Source organism: Vibrio sp. D3, assembly GCF_043995865.1.
Lineage (GTDB): Bacteria > Pseudomonadota > Gammaproteobacteria > Enterobacterales > Vibrionaceae > Vibrio > Vibrio diabolicus.
Genome location: NZ_CP171886.1, coordinates 891,998 through 913,934, shown reverse-complemented (window position 1 = coordinate 913,934; position 21,937 = coordinate 891,998). Strand labels below are relative to the sequence as shown.

Annotated in this window: 24 protein-coding genes; 18 read left to right on the top strand and 6 right to left on the bottom strand. The window is 46.4% G+C overall.

Features of this window, described 5'->3' with window-relative positions; all coding sequences use genetic code 11:
• Positions 1-131 precede the first annotated feature (131 nt).
• Positions 132-650, top strand: coding sequence for an NUDIX hydrolase (locus ACHFJ9_RS03940; RefSeq protein ID WP_005395311.1), 519 nt, complete (start codon positions 132-134; stop codon positions 648-650).
• A 436-nt stretch (positions 651-1,086) separates the two neighbouring features.
• Here ACHFJ9_RS03940 and ACHFJ9_RS03935 read toward each other — a convergent pair whose 3' ends face one another.
• The 4 genes from ACHFJ9_RS03935 to flgA form a co-directional block, all read right to left on the bottom strand.
• On the bottom strand, positions 1,087-1,833 hold the full coding sequence (locus ACHFJ9_RS03935; protein ID WP_253644572.1) for a lytic transglycosylase domain-containing protein: 747 nt from the start codon (positions 1,831-1,833) through the stop codon (positions 1,087-1,089).
• Complete coding sequence (gene flgN / locus ACHFJ9_RS03930) at positions 1,814-2,251, bottom strand: flagellar export chaperone FlgN (RefSeq protein ID WP_006741304.1); 438 nt, start codon at positions 2,249-2,251, stop codon at positions 1,814-1,816. Before flgN ends, ACHFJ9_RS03935 begins: the two co-directional genes overlap by 20 nt.
• A gap of 20 nt (positions 2,252-2,271) precedes the next feature.
• The gene (flgM, locus tag ACHFJ9_RS03925; protein ID WP_006741305.1) at positions 2,272-2,553 is read right to left on the bottom strand and encodes a flagellar biosynthesis anti-sigma factor FlgM; all 282 of its coding nucleotides are present in this window, start codon (positions 2,551-2,553) and stop codon (positions 2,272-2,274) included.
• A gap of 135 nt (positions 2,554-2,688) precedes the next feature.
• Positions 2,689-3,486, bottom strand: coding sequence for a flagellar basal body P-ring formation chaperone FlgA (gene flgA / locus ACHFJ9_RS03920; protein WP_006741306.1), 798 nt, complete (start codon positions 3,484-3,486; stop codon positions 2,689-2,691).
• Between the two features lie 77 nt (positions 3,487-3,563).
• Between flgA and flgB the strand changes: the two genes are divergently transcribed.
• Genes flgB through ACHFJ9_RS03860 form a run of 12 tightly spaced genes read left to right on the top strand, consistent with a single transcriptional unit; the run spans position 3,564 to position 13,554 of the window.
• The gene (gene flgB, locus ACHFJ9_RS03915; protein ID WP_005395306.1) at positions 3,564-3,926 is read left to right on the top strand and encodes a flagellar basal body rod protein FlgB; all 363 of its coding nucleotides are present in this window, start codon (positions 3,564-3,566) and stop codon (positions 3,924-3,926) included.
• A 2-nt stretch (positions 3,927-3,928) separates the two neighbouring features.
• A complete protein-coding gene (gene flgC, locus ACHFJ9_RS03910) occupies positions 3,929-4,363 on the top strand; it encodes a flagellar basal body rod protein FlgC (protein WP_005395305.1) in 435 nt (144 codons plus the stop codon).
• A complete protein-coding gene (gene flgD / locus ACHFJ9_RS03905; RefSeq protein WP_005395303.1) occupies positions 4,363-5,046 on the top strand; it encodes a flagellar hook assembly protein FlgD in 684 nt (227 codons plus the stop codon). The genes flgC and flgD overlap by 1 nt, the downstream gene beginning before the upstream one ends.
• Before the next feature lie 27 nt (positions 5,047-5,073).
• Positions 5,074-6,270, top strand: a complete 1,197-nt coding sequence (gene flgE, locus ACHFJ9_RS03900) for a flagellar hook protein FlgE (RefSeq protein ID WP_005395301.1) — start codon at positions 5,074-5,076, stop codon at positions 6,268-6,270.
• Positions 6,271-6,282: 12 nt separating this feature from the next.
• On the top strand, positions 6,283-7,014 hold the full coding sequence (gene flgF, locus ACHFJ9_RS03895; protein ID WP_006741308.1) for a flagellar basal-body rod protein FlgF: 732 nt from the start codon (positions 6,283-6,285) through the stop codon (positions 7,012-7,014).
• A 27-nt stretch (positions 7,015-7,041) separates the two neighbouring features.
• Entirely contained in the window at positions 7,042-7,827 is a 786-nt protein-coding gene (gene flgG, locus ACHFJ9_RS03890; RefSeq protein WP_005395297.1) for a flagellar basal-body rod protein FlgG, read from the top strand.
• Positions 7,828-7,859: 32 nt separating this feature from the next.
• Positions 7,860-8,531, top strand: a complete 672-nt coding sequence (gene flgH, locus ACHFJ9_RS03885; protein WP_005395295.1) for a flagellar basal body L-ring protein FlgH — start codon at positions 7,860-7,862, stop codon at positions 8,529-8,531.
• Positions 8,531-9,652 carry a flagellar basal body P-ring protein FlgI gene (locus ACHFJ9_RS03880; protein WP_031780462.1) on the top strand — a complete coding sequence of 374 codons (1,122 nt, stop codon included), beginning with the start codon at positions 8,531-8,533 and terminating at the stop codon, positions 9,650-9,652. Before flgH ends, ACHFJ9_RS03880 begins: the two co-directional genes overlap by 1 nt.
• A 10-nt stretch (positions 9,653-9,662) precedes the next feature.
• Positions 9,663-10,211: a rod-binding protein gene (locus tag ACHFJ9_RS03875; protein ID WP_005395292.1), complete on the top strand. Its 549-nt coding sequence runs from the start codon at positions 9,663-9,665 to the stop codon at positions 10,209-10,211.
• Positions 10,212-11,585: a flagellar hook-associated protein FlgK gene (flgK, locus tag ACHFJ9_RS03870; protein ID WP_005395291.1), complete on the top strand. Its 1,374-nt coding sequence runs from the start codon at positions 10,212-10,214 to the stop codon at positions 11,583-11,585.
• Between the two features lie 11 nt (positions 11,586-11,596).
• Complete coding sequence (gene flgL / locus ACHFJ9_RS03865) at positions 11,597-12,496, top strand: flagellar hook-associated protein FlgL (protein WP_005395290.1); 900 nt, start codon at positions 11,597-11,599, stop codon at positions 12,494-12,496.
• Between the two features lie 17 nt (positions 12,497-12,513).
• Entirely contained in the window at positions 12,514-13,554 is a 1,041-nt protein-coding gene (locus ACHFJ9_RS03860; protein ID WP_012842382.1) for a hypothetical protein, read from the top strand.
• Positions 13,555-13,642: 88 nt separating this feature from the next.
• On the opposite strand, the gene ACHFJ9_RS03855 is transcribed toward ACHFJ9_RS03860, so the two are convergent.
• Positions 13,643-16,273 (bottom strand): DUF2339 domain-containing protein, encoded by a 2,631-nt coding sequence (locus ACHFJ9_RS03855; protein WP_395355336.1) that lies wholly within the window; start codon positions 16,271-16,273, stop codon positions 13,643-13,645.
• A 448-nt stretch (positions 16,274-16,721) separates the two neighbouring features.
• On the opposite strand from ACHFJ9_RS03855, the gene ACHFJ9_RS03850 reads away from it, so the two are divergent.
• The 4 genes from ACHFJ9_RS03850 (at position 16,722) to ACHFJ9_RS03835 (ending at position 20,915) form a co-directional block, all read left to right on the top strand.
• Positions 16,722-18,521 carry a cation:proton antiporter gene (locus ACHFJ9_RS03850; protein WP_104970251.1) on the top strand — a complete coding sequence of 600 codons (1,800 nt, stop codon included), beginning with the start codon at positions 16,722-16,724 and terminating at the stop codon, positions 18,519-18,521.
• Between the two features lie 239 nt (positions 18,522-18,760).
• Positions 18,761-19,780: a type 2 isopentenyl-diphosphate Delta-isomerase gene (gene fni, locus ACHFJ9_RS03845; protein ID WP_395355316.1), complete on the top strand. Its 1,020-nt coding sequence runs from the start codon at positions 18,761-18,763 to the stop codon at positions 19,778-19,780.
• 192 nt (positions 19,781-19,972) lie between these two features.
• Complete coding sequence (locus tag ACHFJ9_RS03840; protein ID WP_005395285.1) at positions 19,973-20,236, top strand: DUF3012 domain-containing protein; 264 nt, start codon at positions 19,973-19,975, stop codon at positions 20,234-20,236.
• A 280-nt stretch (positions 20,237-20,516) separates the two neighbouring features.
• Entirely contained in the window at positions 20,517-20,915 is a 399-nt protein-coding gene (locus tag ACHFJ9_RS03835) for a GFA family protein (protein ID WP_317411110.1), read from the top strand.
• A 96-nt stretch (positions 20,916-21,011) separates the two neighbouring features.
• On the opposite strand, the gene ACHFJ9_RS03830 is transcribed toward ACHFJ9_RS03835, so the two are convergent.
• On the bottom strand, positions 21,012-21,362 hold the full coding sequence (locus ACHFJ9_RS03830; RefSeq protein ID WP_343429425.1) for a rhodanese-like domain-containing protein: 351 nt from the start codon (positions 21,360-21,362) through the stop codon (positions 21,012-21,014).
• 269 nt (positions 21,363-21,631) lie between these two features.
• Here ACHFJ9_RS03830 and ACHFJ9_RS03825 point away from each other — a divergent pair, with 269 nt between their 5' ends.
• On the top strand, positions 21,632-21,922 hold the full coding sequence (locus tag ACHFJ9_RS03825) for a co-chaperone GroES (protein WP_005373989.1): 291 nt from the start codon (positions 21,632-21,634) through the stop codon (positions 21,920-21,922).
• Positions 21,923-21,937 lie beyond the last annotated feature (15 nt).

Here is a 21,937-nt window from a genome sequence, read left to right as displayed (position 1 = left end):
TGTTGCGGATTGTTACGAAGGTTAGAACCGTTGCGTTCAAACCAATGTCTTGAACGCATTTGGACCGACAACGATGATTTAAAGCGTGAAGTTCGGTAATATGCGCGCAAAACATGACAGTGGTATTTTCGATGAGACACTTAAAATCGACCGTTCATCCGGACATTGAGCACTTGGACGACAAAATTATTTTTCAGCGCAATGCGGCACGCGCCATCGTACTAGATGGTGAAGATGTGTTGTTGCTCTATACAGAGCGTTACCATGACTACACTTTGCCAGGTGGTGGTATTGATGATGGTGAAGATGTGATTGCTGGACTAGTTCGTGAACTAGAAGAGGAAACCGGCGCGCAGAATATCCATGGTATTAAGCCTTTCGGAATCTTTGAGGAGTTTCGTCCTTGGTACAAAGACGACGCTGACGTAATGCACATGGTGTCGTATTGCTATACATGTAAAATCGATCGTGAGTTAGGCGAAACGGCTTATGAAGACTATGAAGTTAAAAATGGAATGCGTCCAGTATGGATGAACATCCACGAAGCGATAGCGCACAATGAAAAGACCATGGCAGAAAGCCCAAAAAAAGGTATGAGCATCGAGCGCGAAACGTTTTTGCTTCAGTTGATTTCTAAAGAATTACTATAAATAACTTAGCTCGCCTCATAGTGACTTACCCACTCGTTGCTCTGTTGATAGGTCAGCTTTTAAATCGATAAAAAAAGTCCGGACTCCCCCCCGGAACCCGGACTTATTCCAGACGCGCAAGCGAAGCGTCATCTTGATATTTTAAATTTGTTTCGAACTATGAAAACAATAGCTGTTTTACATTTAGTGTGTAAATAATTATTAGGTCCAACCATTGGTTTTCATGTTTTTTGCAAACGCAATGTGACGCATATCTACCCAATTGGCAAGCGCAATTTGGGTACCTTTTAATAAACCACTACTCTTTCTTATCTTTGAGATACCTTACCTCAACTTTTTTGCACACGTTTGCATAGAGATCACGAGTTTTCAAATTGGCCGAACATGATCTTGTAATTTTACGTTTTTCTGACATTGGATTTTGTCGTGATTTTTATCACAAATTGACCAACGGAGGTAGTGGACTAAAGTCGATCAGCGGTTGCGAAACCATCGGAGCATCTGAAGCAAATAAGAGTAAAGGTTGAAATGATGAGGATTGTAACTGACCGATATCTATCAACTTTTCCAGCGCGAAGAATCGACTAACGTATTGGCGAGTCTCTTTAGGTAGTGTGAGCTTCTGAAAGTCGTTACTGCCTGCTCGCTGAATAGCGCGTGCGACACGCCCTTCGCCTGCATTGTAGGCCGCTAATGTCAGCGCCATGTTTTGATCGAATTTGTTGTATAAAAACGTCAGATACTTGAGTGCTGCAGCTGTGCTTGCTTCTGTATCAAAGCGATCGTCTTGTTTTGTATCTACAGTCAACCCGAATCGTTGAGCTGTTGCTGGTATCAGTTGCCAAAGTCCGGCGGCGTTGGCATGAGAAACGGCTTTGGGGTTGTAAGAGGATTCCAACATTGGCACTAAGGCTAGACTCTTTGGTAAAGAGTGGCTTTGCAGTTGTTTGAAAATGTGATGAATCACCGGGCTGGATGAATCGAGACGCTTGGCAATTTGTGGCTTGTATGGGGCTAAAACTTGATATTGCGTTTGAATATCAGCTGGGCTTGGTTTCGCCTGACTGGTGATTGAAAGGCAGGATAGTAAGGCGATAAAAATAAAAAGGCCTACAGTACTCAGCCGAGATGGCGACTGAATCTGTAGGCAAGACGAACATCGTTTAGAACGATTTATCTTCATAAGTGTGTTGCACAGGTTGTTTGAGTTGACTGACCAACTCATGGAACGCCGCAGAGCTGTGGCCATTGCTCTGATTGTATTGTTGGCACTGACTTACCAACGTTTCCAATAGCGCCCATTGTTTTCTAGCTTGCATACCTATTTGGGCAGGCAAAGCATTGAAAATTCGTTTTACGCTGGCGTCATTACACGCTAACCCCAGCTCTCGCATACACTGGCTTCTATCACTGGCTGAGCGACTAAGTTTATTGAGTATTGGCATTTGTTTCTGAACATTGTTGCTCAGTGCCTCACCATCAAACTTTAAGTACAACGTTTTTTGCTGTTGAAGCAAAGGGATAAGTTGTTGATAGAGCTTGATATCCTCAGGTATTGAGCGAATAAATTGTTGAATTCGCTGCGATACTGCGCTTGCCATGATCTCTTCCTAGTGTGTTATTACTCGTGACCTGTATGGAATTGCATGATCGCCTTTGATAGTGCTTTTGTATCTAGGCTAAGTTCGCCACGCGCTAATGCGTTACGTACTTGTTCTACTTTTTCCATATCAACATCAGGTAGTGATGCCATTTCAGCTTGAGCGCGATCTATCGCTACGGTATTCGCTTGAAATGCAGGCTCGTGTACCTTGCTCTGTTCGACGACGTCGACAGGCTGTTTGCTTGCTTGCTGTAATTTTGTTTGTGGGACATGACCGCCCGCGACTTTGTCGATTTTCATGCTGTGGTCCTCATCATCATGTTCTAAATTAAGTAGGCGGTTAGGATGTGATAAACATTAAATATTTTTTTTGTACTCGAAGTTCAGCGTTACTGACGAGAGCCAAAATTAAAAAATGTTACTCTGAGTCCAAAATCAAAATTGAGTATGAACTTGGTTTAACCCGGTTACGACAGCTCTAATGACCTTGCCAGAACTTAGGTTTTCTACTTCAATTTGTTGCCCTTTCGCACCATCTTCTAAGGCGACTCCTTTCGTGCTGGCGCTAAACCCATTTTTGCTCGCAATCACTATGACTTCATTGCCTTTTTCGATTAAAGGTGGAGCCGATAAATTGGATGGGTTGACCACTTGCCCTGCACGTAAACGGCGAGAGGTTTCTAAGCCTATTGCTTGTCCTGGGCGAGTATAAAAATCGTCTTGTCGCGAGATGGTGCGCGTTTCCAGTTTAACGTGCTTGGCAGTCACAACTTCATTTCGACCGACCGTGGTTGTGGCAACCAAGACAGGCAGTGTCAGAGAAGATTTTATCGTGACGTTAATTCGCCAGGGTGAAGCGATGTCATCGCAACTTACTGAGCGCTTAAGGTTTCCAACTGGCAACGCTTGATTGTCGCGACCAGTGATGACCAGAGGCGATTCACACTCAGGTAGGTGATTCGCCGAGCCTGGCACCCACATGTCGAAATCCAGTTGGTATTCTCCCCACTGGTTAGAGTGAGCATTTTGGGCCACTTCTTGTTTGAAATGCTCTGCTACAACAGATTTTATCTCCTCAACGCTTAGGGTTCTGCCAGAGGTGTTGGCGAAAGTTTGTCCTGGTATTAGAGCAAGCAGAGTTAGCATTAATGTTGAGGAAGTAAGCACTTTCCCCTTGCTTTTAATGCTTTCCGTGAGCCGGAAGTTTGGCTTCCATCCTTGTTTGTAAATCATTGATATATATAACTATTTTTTATGGCACGCATCTTGTTTGTATGTTGGCGTATTCGAGCCAACTGTAAGGAAGATGCATGGCGATCACATTTGAAAATGCTTTAGGTGTACATCCAGAGGCACTTAATTTTCGCGTTCAGCGTACCAAAGTCCTTGCCAGTAACCTAGCAAATGTTGACACCCCTGGGTATTTGGCGAAAGACCTAAGTTTCACCACCGTAATGAACCAGGTGGCTGCAGGCGGTGTGAACAAACCAGTGCCTAAGTTTCAGGTTCAGGCCCAATACTCGGTGCCTTACCAGAACAGCAAAGATGGCAACACTGTAGAACTGGGGGTTGAACAAGCGAAATTCACGCAAAACAACATGGACTTTCAAACTAGCCTGACGTTTCTCAACATGAAATTTAATGGCTTAACGAAAGCGATTGAGGGACGTTAATTATGTCATTCACTGATATTTACTCGATCACTGGATCCGCGATGACGGCACAAACTGTGCGTCTTAACACGGTCGCCAGTAACTTAGCTAACGCGGACGCGGTGTCTGCAAATCCAGATGACGCTTATAAAGCGCTGAAGCCCGTATTCGCGACTGTGTACCAAAAAGCGCAGCTGACAACGGAAAACGGGGTTTATCCCAATGCTGAAGTTCGCATTGTTGACGTTGTGAAAAATGCGGGAGAAGCCGAGAAACGCTTTGAGCCAAACAACCCGTTGGCCAATGGTGAAGGTTATGTGTATTACCCAGATATCGATGTCGTGGCTGAAATGGCAGACATGATGTCAGCGACACGTAGCTTCGAAACCAATGTTGAAGTGTTATCAAATGTGAAAAGTATGCAGCAAGGTCTGCTTAGATTAGGGCAGGGCAGTTAATGAGTCTCGCACAATATACACCTTTATCGTCTGATGCTCCGGTGAGCACTAAAGCAAAAGAGAACAATGGCATTGCACCAAATCCTAAAGATATGAACAGTGCTTCTTCATTAGAGAACGAATTCATTTCTTTGATGGTGGCGCAGATCCAAAACCAAGATCCACTTAACCCACTTGATGGCACGGAATACGTTGGTCAGTTGGCTCAATTCTCTCAAGTTCAAAGTACCGAGAATATGTCCAAGACAATGCAACAGAGCATGATTCTCCTAGACAACATGCAAGTGCTATCGACAGCGGGGCTCGTCGGACAAACTGTTTACGTCAACTCCAAAGAATTTGAGCTTGGTGAAGGCGTACAGAACGGAAAAATCGAACTCGCTCATAGCTCAAACCAAGTGACGTTAGTTGTGAAAGATGAGTTTGGTCAATCTACTAAAGTGCCATTAGGTGCTCACGGCAAAGGTGACGTCGACTTTTCAATTAATCCTGAAGAACTTGGTCTTAAACCAGGCAAATACTCAGTGGCAGTAGAAGTGCAAGAAGGGCAAGCAAGTCCAAATGTGCTCATGGCTGGCACTGTTGAGCAAGTGCGTATTCCAAATACTGGCGGCGCAGCATTAGTCAATGTCCATGGCGTTGGCAACGTTCCTTTCTATCAAATCACTCAGTTTGGTGCTTAACCAAATAGGGAAATCAGAGGTCTTTTTATGAGTTTTAACATCGCACTAAGTGGTCTGGACGCGACCAACACAGAGCTAAACACAATCAGTCACAACATTGCCAACGCATCAACGTATGGTTTTAAAGGTGGCCGCACAGAATTCTCCGCAGTATACAACGGCATGCAACCTGGTGGTGTAGAAGTCGCGTCAATTTCACAGAACTTCGACAAAGACGGCAGTATCTCAGGAACTGGCCGTGCGATGGACTTGGCGATCAACGGTGGTGGCTTCTTTGTCACTAAAGACAACATGGGTCAAACGCTATACACGCGTTCAGGTGTATTCGCGACAGATAAAGATAACTTTGTTACAGCTAACAGTGGCGCAAAACTGCAAGGTTACAGTGTGGATAGCAACAACAACCTGATGACAGGCTCTGTGGGCAATATCCAAGTATCTACGTCATCACTGAATGCAAAAGCGACAGACGGTCTTGATTTTGTTGCAAACTTTGATGCAAGTGCGTCTGCCATTGATAAAACGGTAACGCCGTTTAATCCGGACGATCCAAACTCATTCAATTCGTCTTACACCACAAAAGTCTATGACTCGCTGGGTAACTCGCACACGGTAACTCAGTACTTCACTAAGACCGCTTCTAACTCTTGGGAAGTGAATGTTCAAGTGGATGGTGGTGCAACACCAGTGACAACGGTGCCAGTAACGTTTGACAAAGACGGTTCGCTTTCTTCACCGACGGCTCCGTTTAATGTTTCATTCCCTGCGGCAGGCGCAAACGCGATGAGTGTCGACATTAACTTGAAGGGCAGCACGCAGTTCGGTGCGAAATTCGGCGTAAGTACTAACAGCCCGAACGGCTATACATCCGGTGAGCTTGCAGGTGTACGCGTTGAAGGTAATGGCATGGTTTACGCGACCTACACTAACGGCCAATCACAGCTGCAAGGTCAAGTTGTACTTGCAGACTTCGCCAACACACAAGGTTTAGCAAAAGTGAGTGGTACGGCATGGACTCAAAGCTTCAGCTCTGGTGCGCCAATCACGGGTGTCCCTGGTTCAGGTACGTTGGGTGATTTAACTCCAGGTGCGCTAGAAGGTTCTAACGTTGACCTAACCAGTGAGCTTGTGGCGCTTATGACCGCACAGCGTAACTACCAAGCAAACGCGAAAACCATCTCTACCAGCGACAAGCTAACTCAAGCTTTGTTTAACGCGGTGTAATGGGAGTTTTGCATGGATAGCTTGTTATTTACTGCAACGTCAGGTGCGAGTCGAGTTCTTAAGGCTCAGCACGTGCGTTCAAACAACTTATCAAACGCTGATACTGCTGGCTTTCGAGCGGATATGGAGCGCGTGCGCAGTGTAGAAATGCAAGGCCCAGGTTTTGATGGTCGCACTATGGTTGTGACCAACTCTGCCTCAACGCGCTTTGATTCTGGCGACATTATGAAAACGGGACGCCCGTTGGATGTCGCCATCATGGGTGAGGGTTATCTTGCTGTTGAAACTCCTGCGGGTAACGAAGCGTACACGCGAGCGGGCAATATCCAAGTCGACACTTTTGGTGCCATGACCATCAATGGTTTCCCTGTTCTTGGTGAAAATGGGCCTTTGGTTGTGCCTGATTATCAAAAGATTGAAATCAGCGAGCGTGGTCAAGTATCCGTGATTCCGCCAGGTGGTGGCGCAGAAATCGTCGCGGGAACGTTGAAGTTGGTTAAACCAGAAATGAACCAACTTCAAAAAGAGAGTGACAGCCTACTGCACAGTGTAGATGGCGTGCCATTCGCTGCCGATGAAACCGTGCAACTTTCTCCTGAGCACATCGAGGGCAGTAACGTATCTGCCATTGATGAGTTGATTAGCGTGATGTCGTTAACGCGTAACTTCGAGATGCAAGTTCGCATGATGAAAACGGCCGAGACGTTGGCACAAGCTGGTAATAAATTAATGGCGGCGAGATAAGTCTCGCCCCGCAAGGAGTAATAAAAAATGCATTCAGCATTATGGGTAAGTAAAACAGGCATGGCAGCGCAGGACACGAAGATGACTGCCATTTCTAACAACCTAGCGAACGTAAATACAGTTGGCTTTAAGCGTGACCGAGTTGTATTCGAAGACCTTTTCTACAGCATTCAGCGTCAACCTGGTGCTCAAGTAGATCAAGTTAACGAATTGCCAAGTGGTATTCAGCTAGGTAGCGGTGTTCGCGTAGTCGGCACGCAAAAAGTGTTTACGCAAGGTAACACTCAAAATACAACACAAGAGTTGGACCTTGCCGTTATGGGACAGGGTTTCTTTCAAATCGAAAACTCGGATGGACAGATCATGTACACACGTAATGGTCAGTTCCATGTCAACTCTGAAGGCTTGATGGTTAATAGCCAAGGCTTGCCGTTAGAGCCACAAATTCAGATCCCAGATAATGCCTCTTCATTCTCTGTTGGTGTTGATGGCACGGTAACAACAACGACGGCGGACGATCCAACGCCACAGCAGCTTGGTCAAATCACACTTGCAAAATTCATTAACCCAGCAGGCTTAGAGGCCGTGGGTGGTAACTTGTTCCGTGAAACGGAAGCCAGCGGCCCGGCAGATGAACTGATTGCTGGTGAAGATGGCGCAGGCCTCATCAAGCAAGGTGCATTGGAAGGTTCAAACGTACAAGTAGTGGAAGAGATGGTCGACATGATCACGACTCAACGTGCGTATGAGATGAATGCGAAAGTGGTCTCTGCTGCAGATGACATGCTGAAGTTTGTTTCGCAATCAATGTAAGTATGAAATTGGTGATGATGAAGGAAAAAGCAATGAAATGGCTTTCTAAGAGTTGGGCAGTAGCCGCCGTGTTGCTGGTGGGATGTGCCGGCCGTCAGGAATTTATTCCGCCTGAGCCAAATGCCGAGGAATACGCACCACCAACGCTCGATTACACGTTGCCGGAAACTCAGTCTGGTAGCCTTTATCGTCACCAATACACGATGACCCTGTTTCAGGATCGTCGTGCTTACCGAGTTGGCGATGTGTTAACGGTTCAACTATCAGAAGAAACCTCATCGAGCAAAAAAGCGGGTACTAAGTTTGGCAAAAGCTCAGCGGTTAACTTCGCGGCGCCGACCATAGGAACGAAAACGTTCGATGAGCTAGGGGTTAGTGTCGATGGCAGCCGCAACTTTGATGGCAGCGCTTCAAGCTCACAGGGCAACAAGCTGCAAGGTGCTATCACCGTAACGGTACACGAGGTGTTACCTAATGGTGTATTGCGTATCAGTGGCGAAAAATGGCTGCGCCTTAACCAGGGAGATGAGTTTATTCGTCTCACTGGCATTGTTCGTGTGGATGATATTAATCGCAGCAACCAAGTTTCTTCTCAACGAATTGCTGATGCACGAATTACTTACGCAGGTCGCGGAGCTCTGGCTGACAGCAACGCAGCAGGATGGCTAACTCAATTCTTCAACAGCCCATGGGTACCTTTCTAATGAAGACAATGCAATCTTTCTTTACGTCTTTCCTATTGGTGTTGACCTTGGGATTACCAACCACTTCACATGCTGAAGTGGAAATTCCGATCATGGACTTGGTCGATGTACGCGGCATTCGAGAAAACCAATTGGTCGGTTATGGTTTGGTGGTTGGCTTAGCTGGCCAGGGTGACCGAAACCAAGTGAAATTTACTTCTCAATCTATCACCAACATGCTCCGTCAGTTTGGGGTTCAAATTGATGACAGTATGAACCCTAAGCTACGAAATGTGGCTTCTGTGAGCGTGACAGCAACCGTTGATCCAATGGCAGGTCCTGGACAAACTTTGGACGTGGTCGTGTCTTCTATTGGTGACGCGAAAAGCCTCCGTGGCGGTACGCTATTGTTGACGCCTTTACGCGGTATTGATGGTGAAGTGTATGCCATTGCACAAGGAAACGTCGTGGTGGGCGGTTTATCTGCAGAAGGGCGAAGTGGCTCCAAAGTCGAAGTTAACACGCCAACGGCAGGTCGCGTCCCGAATGGCGCGACGTTAGAGAGAGAAATCAAAACTGATTTCAACCAGCGTGATGAAGTCACCTTAAACCTGCGTAAACCAAGTTTCACAACGGCAAAAAATATCGCGCGTGAAATCAACAACACTTTTGGGCCTAACGTTGCTGTCGCGATCAATAAAGCGCGCATTGATATGCGTGCGCCAAAAGATACCCAACAGCGCGTAGTGATGATGTCGATGCTTGAAGAAATGAGCGTCGTGGAAGGCCGCAAGCCGGCTCGAATTGTCTTTAACTCTCGCACGGGTACGGTCGTGATCGGTAAGAGTGTCAAAGTAAGTGAGGCAGCAGTGAGCCATGGCAACTTAACCGTGCGAATTTCTGAATCACAACAAGTCAGTCAGCCAAATGCGTTTGCAAATGGCGATACGAAAGTCGTTAACCAAACGGATCTTGATGTGAACGAAGATTTAGCTCAAATGGTGATTTGGCCTCCAGGCACGGAGCTCAACACTATTGTGACTGCGGTAAACAGCTTAGGTGCCACACCTACTGACTTAATGTCTATCCTGCAAGCACTGAGCGAAGCGGGTGCATTGAACGCTGAATTGGTCGTGATTTAAGGAGTTAAGGATGAAACTAGACAGTACCAATGAACAAACTCAACTGAATTCGATGCTGTATCACGACAACAGCGCACTTGCCAACATCAAGCAGAGTCGAGATCAGGAAGGCGCGCTTGAAGTAGTGGCGGGTCAATTTGAGGCGATGTTTTTACAAATGGTGCTGCGTCAAATGCGCAGCAGCAGCGATGTTCTAGCGGATAAAGACAGCCCGTTTGCGAGCCAACAGCAAGGTGTTTTCCGCGATATGTACGATGGGCAACTGGCAATGGAACTGGCAAAAAAGCAGAGCTCTGGCATTGCCAATATGCTCATCCAGCAACTTAGCCCCTCTATGCGCGAAGTCGCCTTTGATGCTGCGCGTAACATCTCATCTGCAAACGATGGTAAAGGTGCGAATTCTGAATCTATCTCACAGCTTGATGCTAACGAGATTGAGGGGAACTCAAGCTTATTTAATACCGCCTCTCAAGCCGTCGCCTCTGTAAAACAGGTGCTCGGTGAGGCCGGTATGACTACCGCGTTTTCTCAGCCGTTGATCAGGAAAATGGAGCTGTAAATGAACCTAGTTAATATTGCCCTTTCAGGTTTAGGCGCGAACCGCGTGGCCTTAGACGTAACGGCACAAAACGTGGCGAACGTGAATACTGTGGGCTACAGCCGTCAACAAGCGTTGATGGCATCAGTCGATGACGGAAAAGCTAACCGCTTAAGCCCTGGTTTAGGGGTAGAGGTCACCAGCATTCGCCGCGTTACAGACCAATTTCTGATTAAGCAAACGTGGTCCACTAACAGTATGGCGGCGTACGCTTCTGGCTACACCAGCAACATGAGCCAATTGGAAAATACGCTAGGGGCCGATGGCTTCAGTATTTCTGCTGGTTTGGACTCTCTAAACGCTGCGCTTAACGATGCTACGGTTAAGCCTGAGTCGATCCCTTACCGTCAACAAATCATCAACGAATCTGAAGCGTTGGCGCGCCGCTTTAATACGTTGACCGAGTCTTTGCACAACCAACATAAAGATATGAGCGACCAGCGTAATGCGGCACTCAACCACGCGAATAGCCTCATGGAAAACATCGCGAAGGTAAACAAGCAGCTGGTTGAAATGCAAGGAACAGGCGGCAACCCATCGCAACTTATGGATGAACGAGATAAATTGATCGGCGAGTTATCTCAAACCATCGAAATCAGAACAACAGAACAGCCTGACGGCAGTGTTCAGGTAACGTTGACCTCTGGTCAGCCACTTGTGATGGGCACGGACCATGGCAAACTCGCAGCCGTTCCAGATCCTAGTGACCCTTACGTAGCAGACTTACACGTAACATTCTCAAGCCAAAGTTTTGCGATTGGTGACTCTCTTGGTGGCAAATTAGGTGCGATTAACGATTATCAAACCGATGTATTAAAACCAAACCAATTGGCTTTGAATGACATGGCGAAAGCATTAGCGGATGAATACAACGCTGTGCTCGCTACTGGACAAGATTTAAATGGTAACCCAGGTAAACCATTGTTCAGCTACGACCCTGCCAACCCAGCGGCAAGTTTGGATATCACTGAGTTGACTCCAGGTGAGCTTGCGTTTTCAAGTGATGGTACGCCAGGTAATGCGGATGTATTGCAGTCGTTGATTAATTTAAGCAACAAGCCTGTTTCTGTGACTGGCTATGGCTCAGTGAGTTTGAATGACGCATTCAGTTCTATGGTGGGTCAAACCGCGATTAAAGCACGCCAAGCAGACGCCGATTACCAAGCTAAGTTAGCCATGAACAAGCAAGCACATGCGGCTCGTGACAATGTGAGTGCCGTTAACAGTGATGAAGAAGCGGCTAACTTAATGACGTTTGCTAATGCACACAATGCCAACATGAAAGTGATCAGCACAGCGAATCAGCTGTTCGATTCTGTATTGCAGTTATTCTAAAGGAAACCCAGATGCGAATCAGTGACAATCAATTTAGCCAAATGATGCTGCAAAGCCTGCAAGGTAACAATGCAGGTCTGGGGCACGTGCTACAACAAATGACGACAGGTGAGCGTCTAACTAAACTATCTGACGATCCAATGGCATCGATTAAGCTGCTTAATTTGGATCGTGAAAACAGTGCCATCGCCCAATATCAAAACAATATCGCAAACGTCAAAACCACGCTTTCGAGTCAAGAAACACATTTAGACTCAGTGAAAGAGAGCCTAATGAGCATGCGTGATATTGCATTATGGGGCGCGAATGGCTCACTGACTGATCAAGACCGTACCGGTATGATCACGGAGCTAAAGAGCTATCGTGATTCAATTGAGTCGTCTTTCAATGCTCAGGATGAAGAAGGGCACTACCTATTTTCAGGCACCAAAACTGACACCCCTGCTATAAATAGCGCAAGCGGTAGTTATGTCATCGAAGGCAACAGCGATAAACGTGTCGTGACGATTGCGAAAGGCGTAACGATGGATTCCAACATGACGGCAAAGGACATTTTGGACCTTGGTGGCGGCAAAAACGTACTGGATCAAATTAATAATCTAATTACAGAATTTGAGAACCCGAGTCCGAATTTCCAAGCTGAAGTGGACGCAAGCCTGAGTGCCATTGATGATACGTTGGCAAGCGTACTTGGCACGATGACGGAGATTGGTGGTCGACACAATAACCTAGATTTGGTTGGCGGTGCTCATGGTGAGAATAAACTGTTCGTCGATAAAGTATCAGGTGACCTCTCAGCTCTGGATTACGGTGAAGCATCGGTACGCTTGAGCAATTACATGGCGGCTTTGCAAGCAACGCAAGCGAGCTATGTAAAGATCAATGATCTATCGTTGTTTGACCGTCTATAAGGTTAGGAAGTTCTTTTATGGTAATGAGTACAGTAGAGGTTAGACCCCATAGCATACGCTTGGGTGGGCAAGAACAAGCCTCTATCATGCCGACCCGTTCTGCAGACTCAAGTACTGCAATTAAACCGCGCCCGGCGCAAGTTCAGGCTGACACTGCGTCAGCCTACTCTGTCTCTGGGATTCAACTGACCCAGGGTCAGCAGCAAGCGACGGCAGTGCAGATCGCATCGAAATCGTTGCAGGTGATTGGCAAAGAGCTGACTCAAATTAAACGTGGTTTGACGCAAGCGGTGAATCAAGGCGTGCAAAATGTACCTGGCTTGCAGGATACATTGGTTCGTTCTAAAGCCACCATTCAGAACGTTGTGGAGCATGCTCGTTTCGACGGCCAGAAAGTGCTCAACAACGAACTGCATTTAAAGCTAGATAAAGCAGACATTCGTCGCTTTTCTATTCCTGGCTTGAACGTGCATCGCTTAAGTGACAAAGCTGAGCAAATTCGTTTGGATTTCCCTCAGGGTCAAGCGGTAATGATTCAGTTCGATGGACAAGCCGATGGTGCTCGAACTGTCAAAATGCTTGATCGAAGCTTGATTGCTTTAGGGATGCGTGCCTCATTAGCTGACGATGGCAGTATTTTATTTGAAGCCAGAGACAACGCTTATCAGCAAATGCAGCAGAAAGTGATGGTCACGGGCGAAGGGCACCGTTTTCCTGCGGGCCAGCCGAACGTTCTAAATCTAAAGTCAGAGCCAGATGGTATTGCAGAACTTGGGTTTGATTTGGCGTCACGCGATGGCATGAAACAGACGATTGCCAAAGTGAACCAGCACCTAAGACAAGTGCAAACGAGCTTGCAGGAAGCGAAAGCATTTCATGGAGAGTTGAATACTCAAATGCGCTCAATTCAAAATAAAACCGCGCAGCTTTCTGTGGATGATGTGAATGCAAAACTGGATGGTTTTGTGCAGAAGTCTGGTGAGTTTACCTCGACTTTTCAAGCGTTGAATGCACAAGCAAACGTGCGTCGTCATACGGTTGTTGCGTTGCTAAAATAACGAACACTCCAATGATTCCCGGCTTTGCATCGCTATCGCCCCCCAATAACGAGAACGGTGCATTGTCGGGAATCTCTCTTTAATTCGTTTATGGTTCGAGTGCTTTTGCCACCGAGCGATTCAATTTCTGGAATAACCACCCAAGCGCGATTAAAGATGCTCCTAAACCTAAGAAGCTGATTGCTCTCCAGAACCCATCCAGAGAACTAACATCCCATAAGAATACTTTTAGTGCGACAAAAGCTAAAACCACTAGACCCACGCGCTGCATCATCAACCCTCTGTGTGTCACACCGCGCCAAGTAAGCAATCCACCTACGAGCAAACCTGCTACTGAATAACTGAACAGTTCTGCCATGCTAGTCGGTTGGTACAGCATCATGGATGTGGTTTGCCAGAATTGACGGATAGACATACCTAACCAAATAGCAGCAAGTGCAAAGCCTAGGCTAGCAACCGCAAATCGATGAACCTGTAACGTATTCCAGCCTCTAAATGTTGCGATAAGTAGGATACAAGCTGGCAGCAACCAGCCGACGCTTAGCATATTAATAACGGGAAGAGCTTGGGCTGAGACGTTGTCAGTCACCAATGGCGACTCTGCCGTATTAAGCAAAATTATCAGCAATGCGAAGGCACACCAAAGCAGGTAGCTGTAGGCTTCATAGATGCGGCTTAAGCGTTGTGCAAATTGGCTACGGTAGCTGTACACCATACCCATAACCAACGCTTGGTTAGCAAAAACGATGGCGCTTGTGAAATCAAGGTGTCCCAAATAGCCGTACTGCCCAGTTAACCAGTAGTTGGTTTGGGTGAATAGCGCCATTAAGAATACATGCAAAAATGCGCCTTCAAACCAGTTGGTCAGTTCGAGGTCCACTTGCTTTAGCGTTGCTCGAGCATAGAGCAGGATGATGAGAGACGGTAGGTAACTCACAATAACCCAAGCCCAATGTCCTGCTTCTACGGGTTGCCATTCAGGGATGAAGGGTAAAAGTGTGAGGCGGATGACCAGTATCCCCATCGCCACTTTAATCGCCCAACTTGCGGGGCGAAATAACCCTGATTGCGTCTGCAACGCCATTACCGCAACTTGTATCGAGATTGCTGTCGTCAACCAGGTATCGCTTAACCAAACAAAGGCGATGCCTACGATTAAAGCGTGCATGACGGCAGAACATTCCAATGCTAGCGAATGTAAGCGCTGACCAAGTACAACGTAATAAACGGTCACCAATGCGCAGAATGCAGTCCAGTGCCACAGGTAGCCTTGCATAAATTCGTCGACATAAAACAACGTAATCAAACTCATTGCTGGAGCCAGTACCAACAGAAGTACGCCGCTAAGTTGCGATCGGTCACTGAGTGACTGGCAATAAGTTCGACAGCAGATCAGTGCAATACTGGTGGCCAATGCGAGTAAGATACTGGCACCATGTTCTGGCATATACAAAGCGTCAAACGCGACAGTGAGGACAACAAGTGCGGTCGCAGAGACCAATATGGAAGGCAAAAATACGCGCAATGACCAACCTGTGCGAACCGCTGGGAGCCATACTGTCGCAACGAGCAGCGCATAACAGTACACCATTTGCAGTGTGTCCAATTCTGGCATTCTAGTGACAGCCGAAAAGGTCAATAACGCAATCGCGAGAGAGGTAGCGGTCGGCGGATTTGTCCACTTATTCTGGCAGTGATGAGAGCGAGGATTGAGTGTCCAACCCAGTCTTGGAACGGCGAAAATAAGATAGAGCGTAATTGAGAGATAAATAGCCAGCCAAGAAAAAAGCGTCTCAAGCGGCATGCTTTCAATGAGCAACAGCATCCAAACAACATGTGGAAGCGCGATGCTTGGAGAAATCCATGCACTACGCACTTTTTGCATTAGCAATGTTGCCGCGACCGAGATCGCGCTGATATACCCAGCTAATAAGAAGTAATTAGGCTCGCTTCCACCAATCCATAACGGTGCGGTATATCCACCAATCAGACCAAGCACCGCCATCAACGGCCCTTGCTGTAAAGATAGAGCCAAGCTACAAAATGCAGCAGCGGCTAAGATGATAAGCGAGACACTAGGCGTCAGCATTTGATAAACAACAAACGCAAAGATAACCGTGCAGTAAATACCAGTTAGCCCGGTTCCGGTAACGGCGGCAGGCACATAAGTAAAGCCTTGGGCTCGTGTTGCTCGTTGAGGATTTTGTTGTTCTTTGCGGTGGAACCATTCTCCAACAAGCACCATAAGTAACGAGAGTACAAACGCAAAGGACACACGCATAAATGGCGAAAACTCAATGTGACTACCAATAACCTGTACGAGATACCCCCCACCAATTAGCATTGCCAGCGCGCCCACCCAAACCAACCAGTTTTCTTGAATGTTGCTAAACAGGCTCTGCACTCTACTTGGCAATATAGACTCTTGTTCTTGACTAAAAACGTCCAGTTGAACTTCGCTTGCCTGGTATTGAGCTTGATGTGTCGTGTTTGGATAAGATGCTCGGTCGGTAATCGGGTCATGCTCCTTAGAGGATGAGGAGTTTGCCTCTTTTGTTACCTCTTCAACGCTGGATTGTTGACGCGTTGGTTGGTTCGAGTCCTTATTTAGACTGACTCGCAGTGATGTTACCTCTTCACGAAGTTTGGTTAGCTCTTTTTCTAAAAGTGCTGCTCGGTTGGCGGCTTTCACTCCGATGAGGATGGCGAGCAACGCCATGAACAGTGCTAGTATTACGTACAATCCATTTCTCCTTGCGTACGTCGCGTGACACACGATTCTTAACTTTGAGCACGTACGCTAAAGCTTAGTCCAAGCGCTTTGCCTTAGCTTCATATAGTGCTAGGTTCCGCGCTTTCTTTAAGAATCATTCTACATAATGAAACTCAATGCGTAATGATGAATTCGACGAAGCGACATACTTGTGTGTCACTTTAAGATCTGATGAACAGAAATGAGTCGTTAAGTCATTGGGGTTCAACTATATTCATAATTCTGATGCGATACCCAAGTGACCTCAAAAATGTGCATTTCAGAGGCGTGCTGTCGAAGAGTCGAAGGTAAGCCGTTTAGTCTGCATGCCAAGTCATGCTTATTGAACCGCACGCCCGAGGTTATTTGGGTATAGCGCATTCACGCGAAAAAAGACAAAACAGGTAAATGATTAATGCAAGTGGGTAATGAAGCGCTGGTTCTATCAGCGGTTGGGGTCATTGGTTTAGGTTGTCAGTGGTTGGCATGGCGATTGCGCTTACCAGCGATTTTATTTTTGCTGCTAGCTGGGTTGATTGTCGGGCCATTTATGCAGTGGTTAAATCCAGATGAGATTTTAGGGAATTTGCTCTTTCCGTTGGTTTCATTGGCGGTTGCGGTGATTCTTTTCGAAGGCAGCTTGACCCTAAACTTCAAAGAAATTCGCGGTGTGAGTGGCTCAGTCTGGAGTATCGTTTCCATCGGGGCCATCATTTCGTGGGCAGTAACCAGTATTGCGACGCACTATTTCCTCGGTTTTACTTGGGAGCTCGCCATGTTGTTCGGCAGTTTAACCGTGGTAACAGGTCCGACGGTGATCGTGCCACTTCTTCGGACGGTAAGGCCTAACAGTACGCTTGCTAATATTTTGCGTTGGGAGGGGATCTTGATTGATCCACTCGGTGCGCTTTTTGTTGTGATGGTTTATGAGTTCATCGTATCGCACAGCGCGATAAATAGCGTCGAAGTGTTCGGGACGCTCATTGCCGTGGGCGTCATTCTTGGTGCGGCCTCCGGCGCAGCAGTCGCAACGATTATGCGCCGTGCGTGGCTACCGGAATACTTGCAGCCATTTGCGGTTTTGATGATCGTGCTCGGCGTATTTTCCGTCTCCAACCATATTGAGTCTGAAGCCGGATTACTCACGGTTACTGTAATGGGTATGTGGCTTGCCAACGCAAAGGGCATCAATATTCAACAAATTCTGCACTTTAAAGAGCACTTGACCATATTGCTGATCACCGGCCTATTTATTTTCCTTGCTGCACGCATCAGCTTGGATGATTTTGCTGCGCTGGGTAGTGGCGCGTTATTGCTGTTTGTATTTATGCAGTTGGTGTCGCGTCCGTTGTCGATTTTCCTCTCAACCATCCGCAGTAACTTGAGACTTAAAGATAAACTGTTCCTGTCTTGGGTTGCACCGCGCGGTATTGTCGCTGCCTCTATTTCGTCTCTTTTCGCGATCAAATTGACCGAATACGGTATTGATGAAGCGATTTTACTGGTTCCTATGACCTTCATGGTGATCATCGGAACGGTTGTTTTACAAAGTGCAACGGCACGTCCTGTCGCATTGATGCTGGGCGTCGCGGAGCCAGCGCCACGCGGCTTCTTGTTGATTGGTGCTAACCGAGTAGCCAGAGAAATTGGTCAAGCGTTGGCACGCTATGACCGCCGCATATTGATGACCGATTCTAACTGGGAGTACATCAGTCAAGTTCGAATGTTGGGGCTGGATTACTACTACGGGAACCCGATTTCTAGTCACGCAGATGACAATTTGAACCTGATAGGGGTGGGACAAGTCGTTGCATTAACGCCTGACCAGCATTTCAACATTATGGCTTGCATGCAATTTGTCGACGAGTTTGGTGAAGATAAAGTTCACTGCTTGCAAAAAGTGAAAACCAACGGCAATGGTAGCGAGAAGCACTCCGTGGCTCAGGAGTACCACGGTAAATTGCTGATGGGCGGTAACGTAAGCTATACCCAGCTGGCCAGTTTATTGAGCCGCGGTGCAGAGATAAAACACACGAAATTGAGCGACAACTTTACGTATCAAGACTATTTAGCGCACCACAAAGGGAACTCGGTAGTGCCGTTGTTCCATGTTGAAGAAAAAGGGAAAATTCAATTCTGTGATGACCCTGAGCAGTTTGCTCCAACCACTACAAGCACCGTTGTGTCTCTGATTCTGTCAGAAAGCGCAAAGTAAATTAGAGAAGTATGCGGCCCATTTTTATCGTGGTGTCTCGCACGCTGATTACTTCAACTTGGTGAAACACTCGCCTGCTTGTTTAAAACAGAAGGCGAGTTTCTCTTCCTATAATGTCAGAGTAAGTCGTGATTCATTACTGGTTTCGGAAAAGTAATCTCGTGAATTCAGAAAATTCGCATTGACGTTACTGATAAGGATCGCAATACTGCGCGACTGTTTTACTTTAGGGTGACATTATGGCTCCGCAAACTAACCGAAAAGATTTACATCTAGACGCTGTTTTACATCATGACATGAGCATGAAGCATAAAACGGCGGGCTTTGAGTCTGTCGAGTTTGAACACTGCGCGCTGCCAGAATGTGACTTTCAGGCGATCGACCTATCGACAGAGTTTCTTGGCCACCGATTGGCGCTTCCGTTTTTGATTAGCTCGATGACAGGTGGAGCAAAAGACGCAGAAGTGATCAATTGTCGTTTGGCTGAAGCTGCCAGTGAATTAGGCATTGCTATGGGCGTGGGGTCGCAGCGTATTAGCATAGAAGAGCGCCAACACGCAGGTCTAGGCAAAACCATTCGTGATTTAGCCAAAGATGTGCCGCTTTATTCCAACCTTGGAGCCGCTCAATTGCGCGACAAAGGTAAACTTGATAATGCGCAGCGTGCGGTTGAATCCATTCAAGCGGATGCGTTGTTTGTACACGTAAACCCAATGCAGGAAGCGTTTCAGAAAAATGGCGACCATAATTGGATTGGCGTCTTACACGCTATCGAGCAGCTTAAATCTCGCGTGAATGTTCCGATCATTATCAAAGAAGTCGGTTTTGGTATAAGTGGTCACGTTGCGCAGCGATTGGTTGACGCCGGTGTGGATGCCATTGACGTAGCGGGCGCGGGTGGCACAAGTTGGAGCGCGGTTGAAGGCTATTGCCAAGATAATCCGAAAATGCAGCGTGCAGCCGAACTTTTCCGCGATTGGGGCATCCCAACGGCAAAATGTTTGACTCAAATACGAGCACAGCATCCTACATTACCTTTGATCGCCTCAGGTGGTGTGCATAACGGACTTGAAGCGGCGAAAGCCATACATTTGGGCGCCAATCTCGTTGGGCAAGCGGGCGCAGTCTTGAAAGCGGCTACTATAAGCACTCAAGCGGTGGTCGAGCACTTTGAGCAAATGGCGTTAGAGTTACGTTTATCATGTTTTGGCACGGGGTCTTCTAAGATCAGCGCATTAACGCAAGCGCGCAGCCTATAGGTGTTTATGGTGTCATTTACGCAGCTTGGCTCAATAATTTTTCGGTGTCTTAACACGTAGACTGATAATTTCGTTATAGTTGATATAAAAGTCACTTCAACAAGTGACTGCTTAGTTCAGACCGTTGAATGGGCATTTGTTGGAGCGATTGAGTTTTATTTTAATATTGTTTGCAACTGGAACCTTAAATTTATGAAAAAACTAGTCATGCTGATGTTGGCGGCTTCTGCTTTAACCGCTTGTAGTGATGAAGTGGGCACTGAAGGCTGGTGTAACGACATGCGCGATAAGCCAAAAACAGAATGGACAGCAGACAACGCAGTAGACTTTGCGAAGCACTGTGTTCTTCAAGATGGTGTGGGCAGCGAGCAATGGTGTGAGAACTTGAAAGATAAGCCAAAAGGTGACTGGAGTGCAAACGAAGCTACCAGCTTTACTAAGCACTGCATTTTCTAAGCACTACACTTTCTCAACACGGCGTCTCTCATTAAGAGCGATGACTGTGTTAGACAAAATATTAAGAAAACACCAAGCGTCTTGCTTGGTGTTTTTGTATCGACAATAGCTTGAGCTCTCATGTGCTGAGCACACCTATCTTTCCTCTGAATAGAGTGTTTTACATTTTCGTTTCATTTTTGAAAACCTGTATTACCTGCCTTTAATTTTTCGCATTGCAGTGGCAAGGTGTCGGTGTATTCGTCTAATTCAATTAGATTCATAACAAAAAGGGACTCAAATGGAAGTACTCAAAGGCTCATGTCTGTGTGGTAAGGTGAAATTGGAAGTGGCAGATGAATTCAAGTACATGGGAAATTGCCATTGCTCGGAATGTCGAAAATTTACTGGCTCTGACTATTCATCGGCGGGCGGTATTACTCTAGATAAGTTGCTCATTATCCAAGGAAAAGAGGATATTCAAACTTATCAGAAAAGCGAAAATACCATGTTATGTTTTTGTCGCCATTGTGGATCGAGCCTGTATTCGAAAAAGAACAATGGGATTGTCAATATTCGCCTAGGTGTCTTGGATGATGCTCCATCCCACAAGCCAAATTTCCATATTTTTGTCGCGTCCAAAGCGCCGTGGCTTGAGATATCGGATAACCTGATTCAGTTTGAGGCCGGGCCCAAATAGAGTAGTAGCGGAAGAGAATTATTTAGTAACAGAGGGCGTTGCAACAAGTCTGCAATGCCCTCTGCGCTTTTATTTTTGAAATTAGAACAGAGATGATTATTTGGCGTCTTGCAGTTCTTCTAAGCCACCTGCATTGTGTAGATTCGTGAACCCTTGTGATTGCAAATGTTGATACGCTTTACCAGAGCGGTTACCACTGCGGCAGTACAATACGATCGCTTGATCTTTATCGACGTCTTGGAAATGTTTATCAAGCTCAGATAGAGGGAAATTGACCGCATTGTCTACATGCCCCTCAGAGAACTCTTGCGGCGTGCGTACATCGACAATCATTGCGCCTTTCTCAATCAGTTGCCACCCTTGCTCAGCACGCTCAGAAGCCGCAACGCTGAAAGAAAGCAAGCCAACGCACAATGTTGCAAGAAACAGAGATACGACCTTTTTCATTGTTTGATTATCCTTTTTAAGAGTATGTAACCACTCTAGATTTGATTGAACACATTTTCCATCATAAAGAGGTTTTAAGTGGTCGTGAATGTCAAAAGTTTCGATAGAAGATTTTATTCAATTCAATAAAAAATTTTTATGAAATCCACCTCTTGAACTCCAATTTTTCGACCTTATTATTCTCATCGAAAGCGAGCGGTCGACTCGCAAATCCATCTTGATGTTTATTCTGTCTTTTATTTTTGGTTCCAAGTAGGAGGCGCTTAAAAATGAAAATTCGTCCTTTAAATGACAAGCTAATTGTTGAAAGACAAGAGGTGGAAAATAAATCTGAAGGGGGAATCGTTTTAACTTCTCAGTCGGTGAAAAAATCAAACCGCGGGAAAGTCATTGCTGTTGGTTTAGGTAAACGCCTTGAAAATGGCGAACGCGCTGCGATGGAAGTCAAAGTGGGCGACCAAATCATTTTCAATGACGGTTACGGCGTGAAAACCGAGAAAATTGACGGCGCAGAATACTTGATTCTGTCCGAATCTGATGTGTTAGCAATCGTTGAGTAATTATTTTTGTAGTAG